Below are 17961 nucleotides of genomic sequence, written 5' to 3' on the forward strand. Positions count from 1 at the left end.
TCGTCCGATGGCTCGCACGGGCCGCCCATCCGGTCTGACGAGGCGCCCTGGTGATCCGCGGACTGCGTGCGGACGAACCGGTCCCGACCAGGTGAGACCGCTGATCACCGGCGATGAAGGTGGCCCGGAGACGACAGGTGTGGCTGCTGTGACTCTCGTGGACGTTCTGCTCTGTCATCAAGTCGTTGCGCAGTGTCGGAGGAGGCAGTGCCCGTCGTCGGCCACGTGCCGGGACGAACGGGGCGGCCCCCGATGCTCCCGCGGTCGAGGAGAGGTCAACGCGCCCCGTCGACGACCTGCCGCGCCGCGTTCGGGTTCACCTGGGTGTTCCGCTGGTTCATCGGCGCGCTCGGCCAGGGGCTGTCGGTGTTCTCCCGCGTGCAGGAGGTCAGCCAGTTCCGCCTCGACGGGGGTGACGTGTCGCACGCGTTCGGTGCGGGCGTGGCCGCGAACTGGACGTACTGGACCGAGCACTCCGTCACGGCCGTCCCCGTCGTGGTCGCCTCGGCCGCGCTGCTCGTCGTCCTCCTCGGTCTCACCGTGGTCCGGCACGGGGCGAGCGGTCTCGCGGCGTTCGCGGCGTTCGCGGCGATCGGCCTGCCCGCGCTCGTCGTGCCGGCCTGGTACTGCGTGCTGAGCAACCACTCCCAGATCCACGCCTTCTTCGTGTACCGCAGCCTGCCCGCGGCGGTCGGGGTGCTGCTGCTGGCGGGGGTCGTCGTGAGCGGCCGGAGGTCACCGGTGCGGGCGTCCGAGGACCCGCGGACGGCAGGAGACCTCCTGCGGCACGGGTGAACCCCGGGGCGGTGCGAGCCGCCCGGGCCGTGGGACCCCTCGTTCCTCACGCGCGGCGCACAGGTCCGTGCCAGGCTGCAACCCGCCGCCGACCCGAGGAGACCACGTGCACCACCGCCGCCTGCTCACCGCCCTCGCCGCGGCCACCGTCCTGGCCCTGGCCGCCGCCCCGGCCGCCCAGGCCGCCGACGGGCGCCTCGCCGGCGCCGACCGCTACGAGACGGCCGTGGCCGTCTCCCGCGCCTTCGAGGGCTCGCGGTACGCGCCCGTCTTCCTGGCCACGGGGGAGAACTTCCCCGACGCGCTCGCCGCCGCGGCGGCCGCGGGCGCCGACCAGAGCCGGGTCCTGCTCACCGGCCGGTACGCGCTGCCGCAGTCCACCCTCGACGAGCTCGCGGCCCGCCAGCCGTTCGGCGTCTACATCGTCGGCGGTACCCCCTCGGTCAGCACCGAGGTCGAGACGGCCCTGGAGCGGCTGGGGTACTCAGTCCTGCGCCTGGACGGGGAGGACCGCTACGACACCTCGGCCGTCGTCGCGCAGATCCTCTTCGACGACCCCGACACCGTCTTCCTCGCCACCGGCGAGAACTTCCCCGATGCCCTGTCCGGGGCGGCGGCCGCCGGGAGCGTCGGCGCGCCCGTGCTGCTCGTGCGCCCCGACGGCCTGCCCGACCCGATCCGCTCCGCCCTCACCGACGACTTCCTGCCCCTGGAGCCGAGCCGCTTCATCGTCCTCGGCGACGAGAGGGCCGTCTCGAACGTCGTCCTCGACCAGATCAGGGCGCTCGGGTTCCAGGGGGCGACGTTCGAGCGGCTCGCCGGCGCGGACCGCTACGCGACGTCGGTGGCGGTGGGGCGCCGGTTCTTCCCCACCAGCACGCACGTCGTGCTCGCCGTCGGCGACGACTTCCCCGACGCCCTCGCCGCGGGCCCCTTCGCCGCCGCGACCGGGGCGCCGCTGCTGCTGACGCAGCGGACGACGACGCCCGCGGCGACGCAGGTCGAGCTGGACCGGCGGCAGCCGTCCGACCGCTTCTTCGTGGGGGCGGCGCAGCCGAACTGACTCCTCGCCAGGGTCGGCGCGCCAGGCAGCACGAGTGGAAGTGCGGTCCCCGCCCCGCCCCGCCTCGGCGTCCAGCGGGTTTCGAGGCCGCTCAGGCGACCGGCGGCCCCGGTACGGCCCGCCGGACCACCCGCGCCACGAGACGTTCCAGCGGTCCCCGCCCCAGCACCCGCGCCCAGACGGTGCACAGCACCAGCGCGACCGCGGCGAACACGTACCACTCCGTCCACGACACCCCGGTCGACACCCCGGTCCCGCTGCCGGGCCACCCGGAGGGGGCGAACTCCTCCCCGGCGCCGACGACCCCGAGGACGGCGAGCGCGACGAGGTGCCCGCAGTACGCGGTGAGCGGCATCGACCCCACGGCCGTCAGCGGGCGCACGATCCAGTGCAGTCGACCGAGCGACCGGACCAGGCCCAGGCAGGCGGCGACCACCGTCAGGGCCACGCCCCCGGAACCCACGACCTCGAACGTCGTGCTGGTGTGCGGGGAACTGGTGGTGAACGTCCACAGGTCCAGGTCGCCGCGCACCGCTGCCCAGTCGGCGGCCCACAGGTCCCCGGACGTCAGGCCAGCGGGGGTCAGGTCCTCGGGCGCCACGACGGAGGGGTCCTCACCCGGTGCGAGACCGGGAAGCGATCCGTAGCAGGACCAGCCGATCGACGGAGCGCCCGAGCACGCCACGCCGTCCGGATCGACCCGGTCCCCGGGGAGTTCCGTGGACCCGTCCCCGGAACCGAGGTACAGGCTCGACTCGTAGGGTCCCGACCCGGACCCGCCGGTGCCGGGTGTCCCCGCCGCCGGGGCGAGGAGCCAGGACCCACCGTACCCGGCCACCGCCAGCAGGACCCCGCTCAGCGCCAGTCCCGTCCTGACGCGGGCACGGGTCAGGTCCAGCCGGCCCACGCCGAGACCGGCGACGACGAACGCCGACCACACCAGCGCCGGGTAGGTCCCGGACACGGTGAGCTGACCGAGCACCCCGCCGCTGCCCAGCAACCCCTCCGACTGCAGGGCCACCAGCACCGCGCGGGCCGGCGGCGTGAGCACGGCCAGGCCGGCGGCCAGCAGGAACAGCCGCCGCGCCCGCCAGTGCAGCACCACCACCGAGGCGGCCAGGAGGAGGCCGTAGAACTCCAGGATCACCGCGACGTCCGTCACGAGGAACTGCACGAGCCCGCCCAGGACGAGCAGGCAGGCGGCGCGGACCAGGACACGCCGGCGGGCCGTCGCCAGCGCCGCACCCCGCGGCGGGGTGGTGCGCCCGCTCACCAGGGCGAGGGAGACCCCGGCCAGGGTGGCGAACAGGATCGCCGAACGCCCGTTGACGACACCGGCCCAGGTGGTGGGGTCGCCGAGGGTGAGGTCCGGGGGCATCGCCGTGTGGGCGGCGAACATGCCCAGCACCGCGAGGCCCCGGGCGAGGTCGACGCCGTGCAGGCGTGGGGCCCGGGGGTGGAGGGCGGTGCGGGACGCGGGGTCGGCGTCGGGGGCCGGCGCAGCGTCGGTTCTCTCGAGCACCCCACGACGTTACGGACCTCCGGGCCCCGTCCGCGTCCGCCGCCCGGGGGGTGTGCGACCGGTCCGGCCCCGTCGCACGGCGGGGGCGACCCGTCACGCGGACGGGCGAGCACCACCCTGGCCCGCAGACGTCAGGGCTGCACGAGCACCCGCACCGGGTTCCCGTCCCGTTCGTGCAGCTGGCGGATCCCCTCCTGCACGTCCTCCAGCGGCACGACGGCGCTGACGGACCGGGACAGGTCGAGCCGGCCGGCCGCGAGCAGCCGCGCGAGGGTCCCGATGTCGGAGTTCTCGTACCCGAGGTGGCCCAGGGCCTGCTTGCGGGACAGGTTGAACGCCAGCGACGTGCCGAGCGAGATCTCCTGCCCGGACAGCCCGACGCCGACGACGCGACCGCGCGGGGCGAGCATCGCCAGCCCCTGCTCGAACGTGGCCTTCAGCCCGACGGCGTCGAACGCGACGTCGAGGAGGTGCCCCTCGGTGGCCGCGGTGATCTTCTCGCGCAGCTCGGGGTCGGCCGGGTCGAGGGCGAGGTCGGCGCCGACGGCGAGGGCGCGCTCGCGCACCGCGGGGTCGAGGTCGACGGCGATGACCGGCACCGCGCCGACGAGCCGGGCCAGCTGCACGAGGTGCGTCCCGACCCCGCCGACGCCCCAGACGCCCACGGCCTCACCGGGGCGGACGGCCGCGGTGTGGACGACGGCGCCGAAGGGGGTGGAGACGGCGTCGGCGAGCAGGGCGGCCTGGTCCAGCGGGACCCCGTCGGGCACGCGGGTCAGCCCGCCGGCCTGGGCGATCGTGTACTCCGCCCACGCGCCGTCGTAGGCGAAGGCCATGAGCATCACGTCGTCGCAGTGCACGAGGTCACCGCGGCGGCAGCGTTCGCACCGCAGGCAGGGGCGCCCGGCGGCCGGGACGACGCGGTCCCCGACGGCCCAGCCGGTGACGCCCGCACCGAGCGCGGCGATCGTCCCGGACGCCTCGTGCCCCTGGGTGATGGTCTCCGGGCCGCGGGGGTCGGTGAAGCTGCCGTCGAGCAGGCCGAGGTCGGAGTGGCAGATCCCGCAGTAGGCGACGTCGATGAGGACCTCACCCGGGCCCGGCCGGGGGACGGGGACCTCCTCGACCGTCATCGTCCTCGTCGGGACGTGCAGGCGCTGGGCGCGCATCGTCGTGGGCACAGTGGTCACGGGTTTCCTCCAACGGTGGTCCAGAACTCCTGGAGCAGCTCCGCGAACTCGGCGGGCCGCTCGATCTGCGGCATGTGGCCGGTGGCGGGGAACAGGTGGGTCCGCGCGTGCGGGAGTTCCCGGCGGGCGGCGTCGAGGTGGGTGGCGGGCAGGATCCGGTCCTGCGCACCCCACACGACGAGGGTGGGGACGGGGGTGGCGCGGGCTGCGCGCAGCAGGTCGCGCCGCCAGCGCCGCCGCACCCCGAGCGGGGTCCCGAGCGAGCGGGCGGTCTGGCGCATGACGCGGGCACCGTGCGGGCGCCGGCTCAGCGCCTCGGCCCGCGCGACCCGTTCGGCGGTGACGAGGCCGGCGTCGTGGAACACGGCCCGCAGCGTGCGCCGGGAGGCCTCCGTGCCGGGTTCCAGCAGGCGCCGGGACAGCAGCGGCACGGTGATCGCGCGCAGCGCCACGGTCACGTCGCGGCCGAAACCCGCCGGGTCGGCGAGGGTGAGGCTGCGCACGCGCCCGGGGTGGTCGACCGCGAACCGCAGGGCGACGGCCCCGCCGAGGGAGTTCCCGACGACGTGCGCGGGTTCGGTGATCCCCACCGCGTCGGCGAAGGCCGCGACGAAGGCGCCCAGCCGCGCGACGGTGGCCGGGACCGGCATCGGGTCGCTGCCGCCGAACCCGGCGAGGTCGACGGCCCAGCAGCGGTACCGCCCGGACAGCAGTTCCACCTGCTCGTCGAAGTCCTCCAGGCTGCAGCCGATCCCGTGCAGGAGCAGGACCGGGTCGCCCTCGCCACGGGTGCGGTACCGGACGCGCATCCCGTTGCCCAGCAGGGTGGTCCGCGGTGCGGTGAGGGTCACGAGAACTCCAGGGCGCGGTCGTCGACGCGGCGGTGCTTCAGCGTCCACCGGTCGGCCGGGTAGTTCTGCCGCAACCGCCACGGGCTCGCGGCGCCCTGCTGCGGGAGGCGCCCCGCGGCCCGTCGGACGTACCCGGAGTCGAGGTCGATGAGCGGGCGGCGGGCGGGGTCGGTGGGGGTGCCCGGTCGCACGACGCGGTGGCCGCGGCGGTCCATGAGGTCCAGCAACCGGCACACGTGCTCGGTCACGAGGTCGACCTTCAGCGTCCACGACGCGTTCGTGTACCCGAGGGCGAAGGCGAAGTTCGGCACCCGGGACAGCATCATCCCCCGGTACACCACCGACTGCGCGGGGTCGATCCGCTCCCCGTCGACCGCGAGGTCCATCCCGCCGAGGAACAGCAGGTCCAGACCGGTGGCGGTGACGACGACGTCGGCGTCCAGTTCCGCGCCGGACGTCAGCCGGATCCCGCGGGGGGTGAACGTGTCGATCCCGTCGGTGACCACCGAGGCCGTCCCCGAGCGCAGCGCGCGGAACAGGTCGCCGTCGGGGACGAAGCAGACGCGCTGGTCCCACGGGTCGTAGCGCGGGGTGAAGTGGCGGTCGACGTCGAAGTCCGCCGGCAGCTTCTCGGCCACCTTCCCGCGCAACCAGGCGCGGGCGGCCCGCGGGCGGCGCCGGCTGAACTGGTAGCTGGCGGTGGCCAGGGCGACGTGCTTGGCCCGCACGAGCGGGTAGGCGATCCTCTCGGGGACCTTCCCGCGCAACCGGTCCGCGAGGTGGTCGCGGGAGGACAGGCCCAGCACCCAGGTGGGGGAGCGCTGCAGCATCGTCACGTGGGCGGCGTCGCGGGCGAGGTTCGGGACGAGGGTGACGGCGGTGGCGCCGCTGCCGATGACGACGACCCGCTGCCCGCTCGTGTCGAGGTCGGCGGGCCAGTGCTGCGGGTGGACGACGCGGCCCCCGGCGGCGGTGAACTCCCCGACCCCGGCGAACTCGGGGGTGAAACCGCGGTCGTAGCGGTAGTACCCGGTGCAGCTCAGGAGGAACCCGCAGGTGAGGGTGGCCCGTTCGGTGCCGCCGCCCGCGGCGGGGCGCTCGACGACGACCGTCCAGCGGGCCGTCGCGGTCGAGAACCGCGCGGAGACGACGCGGTGGTGGAACCGGGTGCGCTCGTCCACGCCGAACTCGCGCGCGGTGTCCCGCACGTACCGCCGGATCGAGGCGCCGTCGGCGATGGCCTCGCCGCCGCGCCAGGGCCGGAACGAGTAGCCCAGGGTGAACATGTCCGAGTCCGAGCGGACGCCGGGGTAGCGGAACAGGTCCCACGTGCCGCCGGTGGCGCCGCGGGCCTCCAGGACGGCGAACGTCGTCCCGGGCCGGCGCCGCACGAGCTGGCACGCGGCGCCGACGCCGGACAGGCCGGCTCCCACCACGAGGACGTCGAGGTGCTCGGTCGTCGTGTCGCTGTCCACGACGACCACTGTTCAACGCGGTGTCGACTCTGTCAACAGGGTGTCGAGAGACGCGTCCCCGCACTACAGTCGACCCGGTGAGCGAGTCGACCGCCGCCGCCCGGGGGCGCCGCGCGTCCCGTCCCCGCGGGGACGACCGCGAGCGCGCGATCCTCGACACCGCCGAGCGCCTGCTGGGCGAGCGGTCCTACGCCGACACCTCCGTCGACGACCTCGCCCGCGGCGCCGGCCTGTCCCGCCCCGCGTTCTACTTCTACTTCCCGTCCAAGGAGGCGGTCCTGCTCGCCCTGCTGGACCGCGTCGTCGCCGAGGCCCGCACCCGGCGCGACGAGGCCGTGCACGCCTCCCCGGCCGGTGCCGAGGACCGCTGGCGCCAGGTCATCGGCGCCATCGCGCAACCCTTCCGCTCGCACCTGGCCGTGACGCTCGCCGCCGCCGAGGCCGGTGCGACCAGCGCCGCCGTGCGCGAGGTGTGGAACGGGGTCATGGAGCGGTTCGTCTCCGAGACCGCCGCCGAGATCGAGGCCGAGCGCGCCCGCGGCAGCGCCCCCGACGGACCACCGGCCCGGGACCTGGCCGTGGCGCTGAACTGGATGAACGAGCGCGTCCTGCACTCGGCCTTCGCCGGGCAGCGGCCCGGGATCGCGGCCGACGACGCGGTCGAGGTGCTGCTGACGGTGTGGTTGCGGACGATCTACGGCGGGTCCGCCCCCTGACGCCCCACCGCGGTGGTGCACCGGGCGGCGTGCTGGACTAGCGTTGGCCCATGGACGCCGAACGCCGCTTGTCCTGCGAGCCCCCGGCTCCGGAGGGCACCGTCCCGTCGACCGCCCCGCACGTGGGGGTGGGCCGGTGAGCGGACCCACGACCGAGGACGCCACCGCGGCCGACATCGCCGCCGAGTACGCCGAGGCCCGCGAGCGCGTCGCCGAGTTCCGGCGCGACGCCCAGGAGGACCCGGCCTCGGCCATCTACCCCCACGCCGACGAGACCGACGTCGACCTGACCGCCGTCGTCGACGGTGTCCTGCGCAAACCCCTCGTGGTGACGCGGGGAGGTGAGGAGGCCGCGGTGATCGTCTCGGTGGACTTCTTCAACCGCGCCCACGCGGCGGTGGAACTCCTCGAGGACGACGCGACGGAGTAGCGGCCCCGGCCGCCCGGCGGAGGTGCGGTCCTCCGCCGCGCCTGATTGAGTGTGAAATCAGCAGGTCGGCGCCCGTCCGGCCGCGGGGGGGAGCAGGGGTGTCCAGCACGGGAGGCAGCGGAGGCGGCAAGGGGTACGTCAACCCGACGGGGGACTTCCGCCGGGACCAGCGCTACCTGGAGACCCGCATCACCGCCGACGGCCGGGACGGCTACCCCGTCGAGGCGGGCCGGTACCGCCTGGTCGTGAGCCGCGCCTGCCCCTGGGCGAACCGGGCGATCGTCGTGCGCCGCCTGCTCGGCCTCGAGGACGCGCTGTCGATGGGGATCTGCGGTCCGACCCACGACGAGCGGTCCTGGACGTTCGACCTCGACCCCGACGGCCGGGACCCGGTGCTCGGCATCGAGCGGTTGCAGGAGGCCTTCTTCGCTCGCGTCCCCGACTACGACCGCGGCATCACCGTCCCCGCGATCGTCGACGTCCCGACGGGTCGGGTCGTCACCAACGACTTCGCGCAGATGACGATCGACCTGTCGCTGGAGTGGACGGCGTTCCACCGCGAGGGGGCTCCGCAGCTGTACCCCGAGCACCTGCGCGAGGAGATCGACGCGGTGAACCGCGACGTGTTCCGGGACGTCAACAACGGCGTCTACCGCGCGGGTTTCGCCGGGACGCAGGACGCGTACGAGAAGGCGTTCGACCGGTTGTTCGGCCGCCTCGACGCGCTGTCGGAGCGGTTGTCCACCCAGCGCTACCTGGTGGGGGACACCATCACCGAGGCCGACGTCCGGTTGTTCACCACCCTGGCGCGGTTCGACCCCGTCTACCACGGGCACTTCAAGTGCAACCGCCAGGAGCTGGCGGAGATGCCGGTGCTGTCGGCCTACTTCCGCGACCTGTACCAAACCCCGGGGTTCGGGGACACGATCGACGTCGAGCACATCAAGGCGCACTACTACGTCGTGCACCGCGACATCAACCCCACCGGCATCGTGCCCGCCGGCCCGGACCTGTCCGGCTGGCTGGAACCGCACGGGCGCGAGGAGCTCGGCGGCCGGCCGTTCGGCGACGGGACCCCGCCGCCCCCGCCGGTCCCCGCCGAGGTGGTGCCCGCCGACCACGCGCCGCGGGCGGCCTGACCCGGGGGCGGGGCGCCGCGCCCCTCAGGCGCGTTATGCGGGTTCAGCTCACGTGGTGAGCTGAACCCGCAGCAGCGTGTGCGCTGCGATCGTGGCCGCAGTCCGGGCCAACAGCCCCCAGAAGGTGTGCGCCCCGTGACGGGCCAAGTCCATCACCTGCGTGATCTCCCCGAAGGTCGTCTCCACCCGGTTACGCCACTGCGCGATGACCTTCAACAGACCCGACGGCATCGACCGGCGGGCAGTCTTGCCCGGCGGGACGATCACCACGGTGCCCACCGAAGCCAGATCAGCAGCGAACGCTCGACCCGCAAACCCCTTATCGCACAGCAGATACCGCCGAGCCGGCCCGTCAGCGAGCAGGTCGAGGGCGACCTGACGTTCGTTGACGGCCGCCGGCACGATGCTCCAAGCCCGCACCAGGCGTGAGCCCAGATCGGTCAGCACCGCTAACCGGAAACCGTAGAACCACTCCCCGTGGGCCCCATCACGCCCGAACCGGGCGCACAAGCCCGCTGGCCCGACCCAGCTGTCGGGGCCGCGGACCCGGGAGGGGTGCTTGACCGGCAAGGCGCTGGTGTCGACCTGGTCTCGATGGCAGGCGGCGTCATCGGTGGGCAAGGTCGCGGCCAGCAGGGCGCGCAGCTGCTCGAAAGCCCCCCACAGCCAGCGGGTGCGCCGGTTCAGCTGCGACTGCCCCGGCAGGTGGGGGAACAGGCCGGGGTGGTCGTGGATCAGCTCGGCGCGGAAGGCGGCCTCGCTGCGCCGGTGCAGCAGGTGCCGGACCACGGAGATGGTGAGGATCTCAGCATCGCTGCAGGTCGGGGGCGGTCCGGGGCGGGCCGGGATGTGCACGGCGCCGGTGATGAGGGCGTCGTCGATGAGGACGTAGGTGTGGACGAGGAGGTCTTCGGTGGGCAGCATCGTGGGTGCCTCTGCGGTGGGAGGAGGGGCTTCGAGAACCACTTGCCTGCCGCAGAGGCCCCACGGGCGTCAAGACCTGGGCACCTCAACCCGCATAACGCCCCTCAGGTCCCCAGGACCACCGGGTCGCCGGGGGTCAGGGCCCGCACCAGGGCGGCGACCGGCTGCGGGCGCTGGTACCAGTACCCCTGGGCCAGCGGGCACCCCAGCGCGACGAGTTCGCGTTCCTGCTCACCGGTCTCGACGCCCTCGGCGATGACGACGAGGCCGAGGTCGCCGGACATCCGCAGCAGGCCCGCCAGCAGCGCGCGCCGACGGTCGCTGACGGTGAGCTGCGCGGTGAAGTGGGCGTCGAGCTTGAGGAAGTCGGCCGGCATCGTGTCGAGCTGGCTGAGCGCGGAGTAGCCCGTCCCGAAGTCGTCGATCGCGACCCGCACGCCGACGGCCCGCAGCTCCTCCAGGGTGTCGCGCGTCGCGTCCGAGGCCGATTCCACGGTGCTCTCGGTGACCTCCACGACGAGCGCGGACAACGGCCAGCCCGTGGCGGTGGCGGTGCCCAGCAGGTCCTGCACGAAGTCGGGGTCGACGAGGTGGCGCCCGGAGGCGTTGGTGGTGAGGAAGAAGTCCTGCCCGGTCGCCTCCCGCAGCACGACCGCGTCCGCGCACGCCCGGCGGGTGACGGCCCGGTCCAGGTCGGTGATGAGGTCGTTGGCCTCGGCCAGCGGGACGAACACGGCGGGGGAGACCGGACCGTGGACGGGGTGCGTCCAGCGGGCCAGGGCCTCCACGCCCACCAGGCGCGTCGCGTCCGGGCCCGCGCCGGGGACCACGACCGGTTGCAGGACGACGTCGAGGCCGTCCTCGGCCAGCGCCGTGCGCAGGTCGTCCAGCAGGCCCTCGTCCGCCCCGCCGGCGACGGCGACCCGCCCCCGGCCGGCGGCCTTCGCCTCGTACAGCGCGGTGTCGGAGCGCCGCAGCAACGTCCCGGGGTCCTCCTCGGCCCGCAGCTGCGCGACGCCGACCGACAGCCCGGTAGGGGCGGCCTCGGCGCGCAGCGCCTGCGCGACCTCCTCCGCCCCGGCGAGGTCGGTGCCCGGCAGCACCACGGCGAACTCGTCACCGCCGTGCCGGGCGAACCCGGCGGTCGGGGCCAGGGCGTGCAGGCGCCGGGACAGCCGCTCGGCGAGGGCGACCAGCAGCTCGTCACCGGCCGCGTGGCCGCCGAGGTCGTTGACCTGCTTGAAGTGGTCGACGTCGACGAGGACGACCGACAGCGGCGCCCCCGTCCGGCGCGCGGTGCCGACGCTCTCCTCGAGCCGTTCGTCGAAACCGCGGCGGTTCAGCAGGTCGGTGAGGCCGTCGCGCGAGCCGTGGGCGGCGCGCTGGACGAGCCGGCCGATGACGACGACGACCGCGACCTGGACCGTCATGACGGCCCCCACCACGCCGGGGTCGACCTGCCGCCACAGCAGGCTGCCCGCGACCGCGGCGAGCAGCAGCCCGGTGTGCACCAGGGCGGCCCGGCGCGCGAAGAAGTAGAGGTTGTCCACGGCGCAGAAGACGAAGACGCAGGCCACGCCCAGAGCGGTCACGTCGTCGCGGCTCAGGAGGGTGGCGGCCGCCACGAAGCACGTCCCCTGGCCGACGACCAGGTGGAACGCCTCGCGCGGCAGGGCCCTGCCCCACCGCAGCAGGGCGGCGCCGAGCACCACGGCGAGACCGGCCACGGCGAGCAGGCCCACCGTGCGCGGGTCCGGGTCCGCCCAGGCACCCGTCGTCGTGAGGATCCCCGCCGTCCCGCCGGCGACGTAGAACGCCCCCGTGGTGTACGCCATGAGCCGTGGTGTCGCCACCTCGGGAACCCCGCGGGAGAGCACGTCCACGCCAGACCATCGGCGTGCGCGCCCCGGTGCTTGACCGTCTGCAGCCATCGGTCAGGGGCGCGGGGCCGCACGGTCCAGCGTGAACCACACGACCTTCCCCGTCCCCTCCGGCCCCTCGCCCGGGCGGCACCCCCAGGCGGAGGCGGCGAGGTCGACGAGCTGCAGGCCCCGGCCCGAGAGGGCGTCGGGGTCGGCCGGCAGCACCTCGGGCACCCGGTCGTTGTCGTCGGAGACCTCCACGAGGAGCCGGTCGGCCGAGCTCGCGACCTGCAGCCCGACGTCGCTGCGCCCGTGCAGGACCGCGTTGGTGACCAGTTCGCTGACGAGCAGCGCGGCGACCTCCACGGTGTCCTCGTCCCAGCCGTCGTCCAGGGCGAGACGGCGCACGGCGCGGCGGGCGGCCCCCGAGGACTCCGGGGCGCAGGGGAGCAGGACGACGCGCGAGCTGGCCACCGCCTCGGCCCGGGCGGGGAGGGGCGGGTGGGCGGCCCCGGCCGCGGTGGTGCGGTGACCGACGCCGACCAGCAGGATCGTGCGGTCGTCGTCGAGGACGTCCCCGCGGCCGGGCTCCGCACGCACCTCGGCCAGCCGGTCGCAGAGGTCCTGCACGCCGGTGCGGTGGGGGTCCTCGAGCGCGCGCCCGAAGGTGACCAGCGCCTGCTCCAGGTCCCTCTCGCGGTCCTCGACCACCCCGTCGGTCACGAGGGCGAGCAGGCTGCCGGGCGGCAGCACGCGGCGGTGCTCGGTGCGTGCCTGGGAGGCGTCCACCCCGAGCAGGAGGTCGTCCCCGGCGCCGTCGCGCAGCACCTCGAGGCGGCCCCCGGGGTGGCGCACGAGCGGGGGCGGGTGACCGGCGTTGGCCCACCGCACCTCCAGCGCCCCGTCCGCCTCGACGCGCGCGGTCGCGAGCACGGCGGTGGCCAGGGTGCCGGGCTCCAGCGCCGTGGCCACGGCGTCCAGCCGGTCCAGCAGCCGTGCCGGGCCGTCGTCGCTGTCCCACGCCAGCCCGCGCAGCATGGTGCGCAACCGGGTCATGGCGGCCGCGGCCCGCGCGTCGTGGCCCGCGACGTCACCGATGGCGAGCAGCAGGTCCCCGCGCGCCCGGGTCAGGACGTCGTACCAGTCGCCGCCGATGGAGGCGCCGGCCCGCACGGGCCGGTAGCTGACCCCGAGGTCGAGACCGGCCACGGCGGGCAGGCGGGACACCACCCCGCGCTGCAGCTCCCGGGCGAGGCCCACGACCAGCGCGGTCGCCCGGTCCTGGCGGTCCTGGGACAGCACCCGGTGCAGCGAGGGCGCGCAGTGCGCCGCGAACACCCCGAGCAGGGTCTCCTCGTCCGGCCCGAACGGGGCGGGCGCCTCCCACGACACGGCCAGCGAGCCGTAGGTCTCCTCCCCCGCGGTCAGGGGCAGCAGGGCCCACCGGGCGCGGCCGGTGACGTCGACGACGTCGGCCATCCGCGGGTGGACGGCGCGGGCCGCGGGCCGGTCCGGGACGAGGAAGGTGCGTCCCTCGCGCGCGGCTCGGCAGGCCGGCAGGGGGCTGTCGTGGGCTTCGTAGGCGAACCGGGAGCGCAACTCGTCCCCGAAGGAGGTGGCCAGCACCAGTTCCCAGCCGCCGTCCTCGGCGCGGGTCACCAGACCGCACCCGGCGGAGCCGAGGATCCGCAGCCCGTGGTCGGTGAGGGCGCGCAGGACGTCCTCGACGGTGGCGGCGCCGCTCAACCGGACGGCGAAGTCCGCCAGGTCCTCCCAGACCGACCGCGCACCGTCCATCCCGATCTCCCGGTCCTGATCGCGTTCCTGCTGGCAGTGCGTCGCGAGCACACCACACCGAGTGCTCGGTGCCCGCGGGGCACGGTCGGTCGAATCGTCTCACGGGAGCCCCCGGAACGTCGCCCGGGACCTGCCCCGTGAGCAGTCCGGCTGCTCACGGGGCGGCGCCGTCGCGCGGTGGTGCGCTTCAGACGCGGACGACCATCTTGCCGGTGTTCGCGCCGCGCATCATCGACAGGAACGCCTCCACGGAGTTCTCGATCCCGTCGACGACGGTCTCGTCGAAGACGATCTCGCCCTCGGCGAACCAGCCGGTCACGCGCTCGCGGAACTCACCCGCCAGGTGGGCGTGGTCGCCGACGATGAACCCGCGCAGCGTCAGCTTCTTGGCGACGAGCTGGAACAGGTTCTCCGGGCCGGCGGCGCGCTCGGTGCTGTTGTAGGCCGAGATCGCCCCGCACAGCGCGGCGCGGCCGTGCGGGTTGAAGGTGTCGATCGCCGCGGCCAGGTGGTCGCCGCCGACGTTGTCGAAGAACACGTCGACACCGCCCGGGACGACGGTCGGGAGCTGCTCGCGGATCGGGGCGTCCTTGTAGTTCACGGCCGCGTCGTAACCGTACTTCGACGTGAGCAGCTCGACCTTCTCGGCCGAACCCGCCGAGCCGACGACGCGGCCCGCACCGAGGAGGCGGGCGATCTGCCCGACCGCGGTGCCGACGGCACCGGCTGCGCCGGAGACGAAGACGGTGTCACCCTCCTGCAGGTGGGCGACGTCGACGAGACCGGCGTAGGCGGTCAGGCCCGTCATGCCGAGGATGCCCAGGTGCACCGAGTTCGGGGCGCCGGGGACCTCGGGGACGGCGCGGAACTCCGCAGCCGGGCCCTGGGCGACGTCGCGCCAGCCGAGGTTGTGCACGACGAGGGTCCCCTCGGGCAGGTCGGCGGTGCCGGAGGCGACGACGCGGCCGACGGCGCCGCCGGTCATGGTCTCGCCCAGCGCGTACGGCGGGACGTAGCTCTTGGCGTCGTTCATGCGGCCACGCATGTACGGGTCCACGGAGACGAACTCGTTCTGCACGCGCACCTCGCCGTCGGCGAGGTCGGGCAGGTCGACCTGCGCGGTGCGGAAGTTCTCCGGGGTCGGCCAGCCCGTCGGGCGGGAGGCGAGCTGGACCTGGGTGCTGGTGGGCACGGGGGATTCCTCTCGGTTCTGCGGGGTGTCGTCGGAGTGCTTCGCCACGGGCCGGGACGATCGCCGGTCGCGGGGCGCTGAGCGCGGACGCCCGGCCCCTGCGGCCGGGGTCCCCCGCCGGACGGCCCGTTGTGTGATGACCGTTCCACTATACTCTCGTCCATGGGCCGGTCGCAGACCTTCGACACCGCCACCGTCGTCCGGGCGGCGCGCACCCTCTTCTGGCAGCGCGGGTACGAGGACGTCTCCGTGCCCGACCTCGAGGAGGTCACCGGGATCAAGCGGTCGAGCCTCTACCACGCCTTCGGCAGCAAGCGGGGGGTGTTCGACGCGGCCGTCGACAGCTACCTCGAGGACGTCGTCCGCCCGCGGCTGCGTCCCCTCCAGGGGCCCGACGTCGCCCCCGAGGCCCTCGTGACGACGTACCTCGGCGGGCTGCGCGCCGCCCTCGCCGACGGCCGGCCCGCCGCGCTGCAGACCGGTTGCCTCCTGGTGAACTCCGCCACCGCCCCCGTCGGCCGGGACGAGGCGGTGGCCCAGGTCGTGCACGACTACCGCGCCGAGCTGCACGCCGCCTTCCGGCGGGGGGCGCTCGCGGCGGGGGTCGCGGCGCCGGAGCAGGTGGCGACGCTGTGCACGTCGGCCGTCGTCAGCGCGTTCGTGCTCGCGCGGATCGACCCGGCCGAGGCGGTCGCGACGCTGGACGCGGTGCTCGACGTCGTGACGCGGGAGGGCGGGGTCCTCAGACGGTGACCCGCCCGCGCTTGACCCGGTACATCGCGTGGTCGGCGTTCCGCAGCAGGTCCTCGAACGTCGTGCCGTGCCGGCCGGACACCGCGACACCGGTGCTGATGCCCAGGGACAGCTGGACCCCGTGCAGGTCCACGGGATCGGCGACGCGGGCGGCCACGCCGGCCACCGCGCGGGCGGCGACGTCCTCGGCGTCGTCGGGGGCCAGGCCGGTGAGCGCGACGATGAACTCGTCGCCACCCAGGCGCGCCAGGACCGCCCCGGCCGGGGTGGCCTCGCGCAGCCGCCGCGCCACCTCCACCAGCAGGTCGTCCCCGGCCGCGTGGCCGAGTTCGTCGTTGACGACCTTGAAGTCGTCGAGGTCGCAGAACAGCAGCGCGGTGCGCGCGTCGGTGCGGCGCAGCGCCTCCTCGACGAGGGGTTCGACGCGCCGCCGGTTCGCCAGCCCGGTCAGCGGGTCGGTGTAGGCGAACTCCTCGATGCGCCGCAGGTGCTCGCGGGACCGCTCGCGTTCGACCTCCAGCTCCTGCTGGGCCCGGACGCGGGCGGTCACGTCGTTCTGGACGCCGATGTACTGCACGACGCGGCCGGTCGCGTCGGCCACGGGTGCGAGGTAGACCTCGTTCCACCACGGTTCGCGCTGCGGGCCGCGGTGGTTCAGCAGCACCCCGCGCCACTCCTGGCCGGACTGCAGGGCCGACCGGATCTCGTTCAGCGTGCCCCGGTCGGTGTCCGGCCCCTGCAGCAGACGGCAGTTGCGGCCCAGGACGTCCTCGGACCGGAACCCGGACAGTTCCTCGAACGCGGAGTTCACGTAGACCAGCGGGTGGTCCGGGCGCAGCATGTCGGCGATCGAGATGCCGCTGCTCGTCGCGCCGAGGGCGCGCTGCAGCAACGCCTCCGCGGTGCCCGCGGCGACGGCCCCGGTGGGGCGCGCGGCGGTGCGCGGGGGGACCGCGTCGCGCGGGGCCGCGGCGGGGACCTCCGTCGCGGCGGCGGTGCGCGGGGCGACCCGGGACAGCAGCGACTGCGCGGCCGCCGCCACGGTGGCGCGCTCGTAGGTCAGCGCGTACTCGAACGTCCGCTCCCGCTCGGGAGCGTCGTCGCCGAGGTCGCGGGCCAGCAGGGCCGCGGCGAAGTGCGGGGCCAGCACGACGACGTCCCACTCCCCGCGCACCGGGTCCTGCGGGCTCAGGGAGGCCCCGCGGACACCGGGCAGGGGCGTCTCCGGCAGGTCCTCACCGAGAGCGCAGACGAAACCCACGCGGTCGGCGAGGTCGCGGTACCGGCTGCGGGTGGCCGGGGTGAAGTGCCGGGCGTACTGGAACGTCGAGGCGACGACGCACGTCTCGCCCAGGCGCATCGCCTCGCGCTCGAGCTGCTTGCTGAGCTCGATGAGCAGCGCCTTGGGGGCGCGGCGCAGCGGGGTCCCGGCGGGCAGCAGCGCGAACGGCGAGGACGGTTCGGTGCCCGCGACCGCCACCGGCGCCGGCAGGACGAGCTCGGCGACGGCGGGCGCCGGCGACGGCGGAGCCGCGGGCCGGCCGAACAACCAGCCCTGACCCAGCTGGGCGCCCAGCGCCCGGGCGGTCAGCAGGTGCCGCTCGTCCTCGATGCCCTCGGCCAGGACCAGCGCCCCGGACTCCTGCGCGTACGCGTTGACGGCGTTCATGATCTGCGCGACGGCCGGGCCGGGCCGGTCCTGCACCAGGCGCAGGTCGAGCTTGACGACGTCCGGGCGCAGCAGCGGCATGAACGCCAGGGACATCGCGTCCGCGCCGACGTCGTCCAGGGCGATGGCCCAGCCGAGCTCGCGCACGCGGGTCACGGTCCGCAGCAGCTCGGCGGGCCGGGCCGCGAGGGCGCGCTCGGTGATCTCCACGACGACGCGCAGCCCGGTCGGGGCGCCGTCGGCCAGGGCCATGAGCTCGGTCAGCGGCGCCGCGTCGAGGATCTCCGGTTCGACGTTGACGAAGAGCGTCAGCGGTGCGACCACGCCGTGCTCCAGCGCGCCGCGCAGGGCGGCGGCGCGGCAGGCGTGGTCGAGCTCGGACAGCACGTCCTCGGCGCGGGCCGCGGCGAACAGCTGGTCGGGGCGCTGCAGCGGGCCGACCGGGCCGCGCGCGAGCGCCTCGTAGGCGACGACGGCACCGGTGTCGAGGTCCACGATCGGCTGGAAGACGCTGTGGACGGCCCGCTCGCGCAGGACCTCGTGGATCGTCGCACCGTTCGTCACCTCGTGTCCTTCGGCAACC

General features: G+C 74.9%; 15 protein-coding genes. 6 read left to right on the plus strand and 9 right to left on the minus strand.

Going from position 1 to position 17961, the window contains the following annotated elements; genetic code table 11:
• Positions 1-324 precede the first annotated feature (324 nt).
• Positions 325-795 (plus strand): hypothetical protein, encoded by a 471-nt coding sequence (locus AB2L28_RS19895; protein ID WP_370720738.1) that lies wholly within the window; start codon positions 325-327, stop codon positions 793-795.
• 106 nt (positions 796-901) lie between these two features.
• Positions 902-1858, plus strand: coding sequence for a cell wall-binding repeat-containing protein (locus AB2L28_RS19900; protein ID WP_370720739.1), 957 nt, complete (start codon positions 902-904; stop codon positions 1856-1858).
• A gap of 91 nt (positions 1859-1949) precedes the next feature.
• Here AB2L28_RS19900 and AB2L28_RS19905 read toward each other — a convergent pair whose 3' ends face one another.
• The 4 genes from AB2L28_RS19905 to AB2L28_RS19920 form a co-directional block, all read right to left on the minus strand.
• Entirely contained in the window at positions 1950-3380 is a 1431-nt protein-coding gene (locus AB2L28_RS19905) for a heparan-alpha-glucosaminide N-acetyltransferase domain-containing protein (RefSeq protein ID WP_370720740.1), read from the minus strand.
• 131 nt (positions 3381-3511) lie between these two features.
• Complete coding sequence (locus AB2L28_RS19910; protein WP_370720795.1) at positions 3512-4561, minus strand: zinc-binding dehydrogenase; 1050 nt, start codon at positions 4559-4561, stop codon at positions 3512-3514.
• 5 nt (positions 4562-4566) lie between these two features.
• Positions 4567-5421 carry an alpha/beta fold hydrolase gene (locus tag AB2L28_RS19915; protein ID WP_370720741.1) on the minus strand — a complete coding sequence of 285 codons (855 nt, stop codon included), beginning with the start codon at positions 5419-5421 and terminating at the stop codon, positions 4567-4569.
• Positions 5418-6896 carry a flavin-containing monooxygenase gene (locus AB2L28_RS19920; protein ID WP_370720742.1) on the minus strand — a complete coding sequence of 493 codons (1479 nt, stop codon included), beginning with the start codon at positions 6894-6896 and terminating at the stop codon, positions 5418-5420. The genes AB2L28_RS19915 and AB2L28_RS19920 overlap by 4 nt, the downstream gene beginning before the upstream one ends.
• A 77-nt stretch (positions 6897-6973) precedes the next feature.
• On the opposite strand from AB2L28_RS19920, the gene AB2L28_RS19925 reads away from it, so the two are divergent.
• From AB2L28_RS19925 to AB2L28_RS19935, 3 genes are all read left to right on the plus strand, one after another.
• Entirely contained in the window at positions 6974-7612 is a 639-nt protein-coding gene (locus tag AB2L28_RS19925; RefSeq protein WP_370720743.1) for a TetR/AcrR family transcriptional regulator, read from the plus strand.
• 136 nt (positions 7613-7748) lie between these two features.
• Complete coding sequence (locus AB2L28_RS19930; RefSeq protein WP_370720744.1) at positions 7749-8042, plus strand: hypothetical protein; 294 nt, start codon at positions 7749-7751, stop codon at positions 8040-8042.
• Positions 8043-8140: 98 nt separating this feature from the next.
• Positions 8141-9181, plus strand: a complete 1041-nt coding sequence (locus tag AB2L28_RS19935) for a glutathione S-transferase family protein (protein WP_370720745.1) — start codon at positions 8141-8143, stop codon at positions 9179-9181.
• 48 nt (positions 9182-9229) lie between these two features.
• On the opposite strand, the gene AB2L28_RS19940 is transcribed toward AB2L28_RS19935, so the two are convergent.
• From AB2L28_RS19940 to AB2L28_RS19955, 4 genes are all read right to left on the minus strand, one after another.
• On the minus strand, positions 9230-10105 hold the full coding sequence (locus tag AB2L28_RS19940; RefSeq protein ID WP_370720746.1) for a transposase: 876 nt from the start codon (positions 10103-10105) through the stop codon (positions 9230-9232).
• A gap of 104 nt (positions 10106-10209) precedes the next feature.
• Positions 10210-11988 carry a putative bifunctional diguanylate cyclase/phosphodiesterase gene (locus AB2L28_RS19945; protein ID WP_370720747.1) on the minus strand — a complete coding sequence of 593 codons (1779 nt, stop codon included), beginning with the start codon at positions 11986-11988 and terminating at the stop codon, positions 10210-10212.
• A 51-nt stretch (positions 11989-12039) separates the two neighbouring features.
• Positions 12040-13764, minus strand: a complete 1725-nt coding sequence (locus AB2L28_RS19950) for a SpoIIE family protein phosphatase (protein ID WP_370720748.1) — start codon at positions 13762-13764, stop codon at positions 12040-12042.
• A gap of 187 nt (positions 13765-13951) precedes the next feature.
• Positions 13952-14956, minus strand: coding sequence for an NADP-dependent oxidoreductase (locus AB2L28_RS19955; protein WP_370720749.1), 1005 nt, complete (start codon positions 14954-14956; stop codon positions 13952-13954).
• Positions 14957-15118: 162 nt separating this feature from the next.
• Here AB2L28_RS19955 and AB2L28_RS19960 point away from each other — a divergent pair, with 162 nt between their 5' ends.
• The gene (locus tag AB2L28_RS19960; protein ID WP_370720750.1) at positions 15119-15709 is read left to right on the plus strand and encodes a TetR/AcrR family transcriptional regulator; all 591 of its coding nucleotides are present in this window, start codon (positions 15119-15121) and stop codon (positions 15707-15709) included.
• On the opposite strand, the gene AB2L28_RS19965 is transcribed toward AB2L28_RS19960, so the two are convergent.
• Positions 15699-17942: a diguanylate cyclase domain-containing protein gene (locus AB2L28_RS19965; RefSeq protein WP_370720751.1), complete on the minus strand. Its 2244-nt coding sequence runs from the start codon at positions 17940-17942 to the stop codon at positions 15699-15701. The genes AB2L28_RS19960 and AB2L28_RS19965 overlap by 11 nt on opposite strands.
• Positions 17943-17961: the final 19 nt, after the last annotated feature.

Origin of the sequence: Kineococcus mangrovi (assembly GCF_041320705.1) — a bacterium.
Classification (GTDB): domain Bacteria; phylum Actinomycetota; class Actinomycetes; order Actinomycetales; family Kineococcaceae; genus Kineococcus; species Kineococcus mangrovi.

What these genes read in the sequence shown, in the direction of transcription:
- AB2L28_RS19960 (WP_370720750.1), top strand. Translation starts at nt 15,119, where the DNA reads ATGGGCCGGTCGCAGACCTTCGACACCGCCACCGTCGTCCGGGCGGCG.
- AB2L28_RS19940 (WP_370720746.1), bottom strand. Translation starts at nt 10,105, where the DNA reads ATGCTGCCCACCGAAGACCTCCTCGTCCACACCTACGTCCTCATCGAC.
- AB2L28_RS19950 (WP_370720748.1), bottom strand. Translation starts at nt 13,764, where the DNA reads ATGGACGGTGCGCGGTCGGTCTGGGAGGACCTGGCGGACTTCGCCGTC.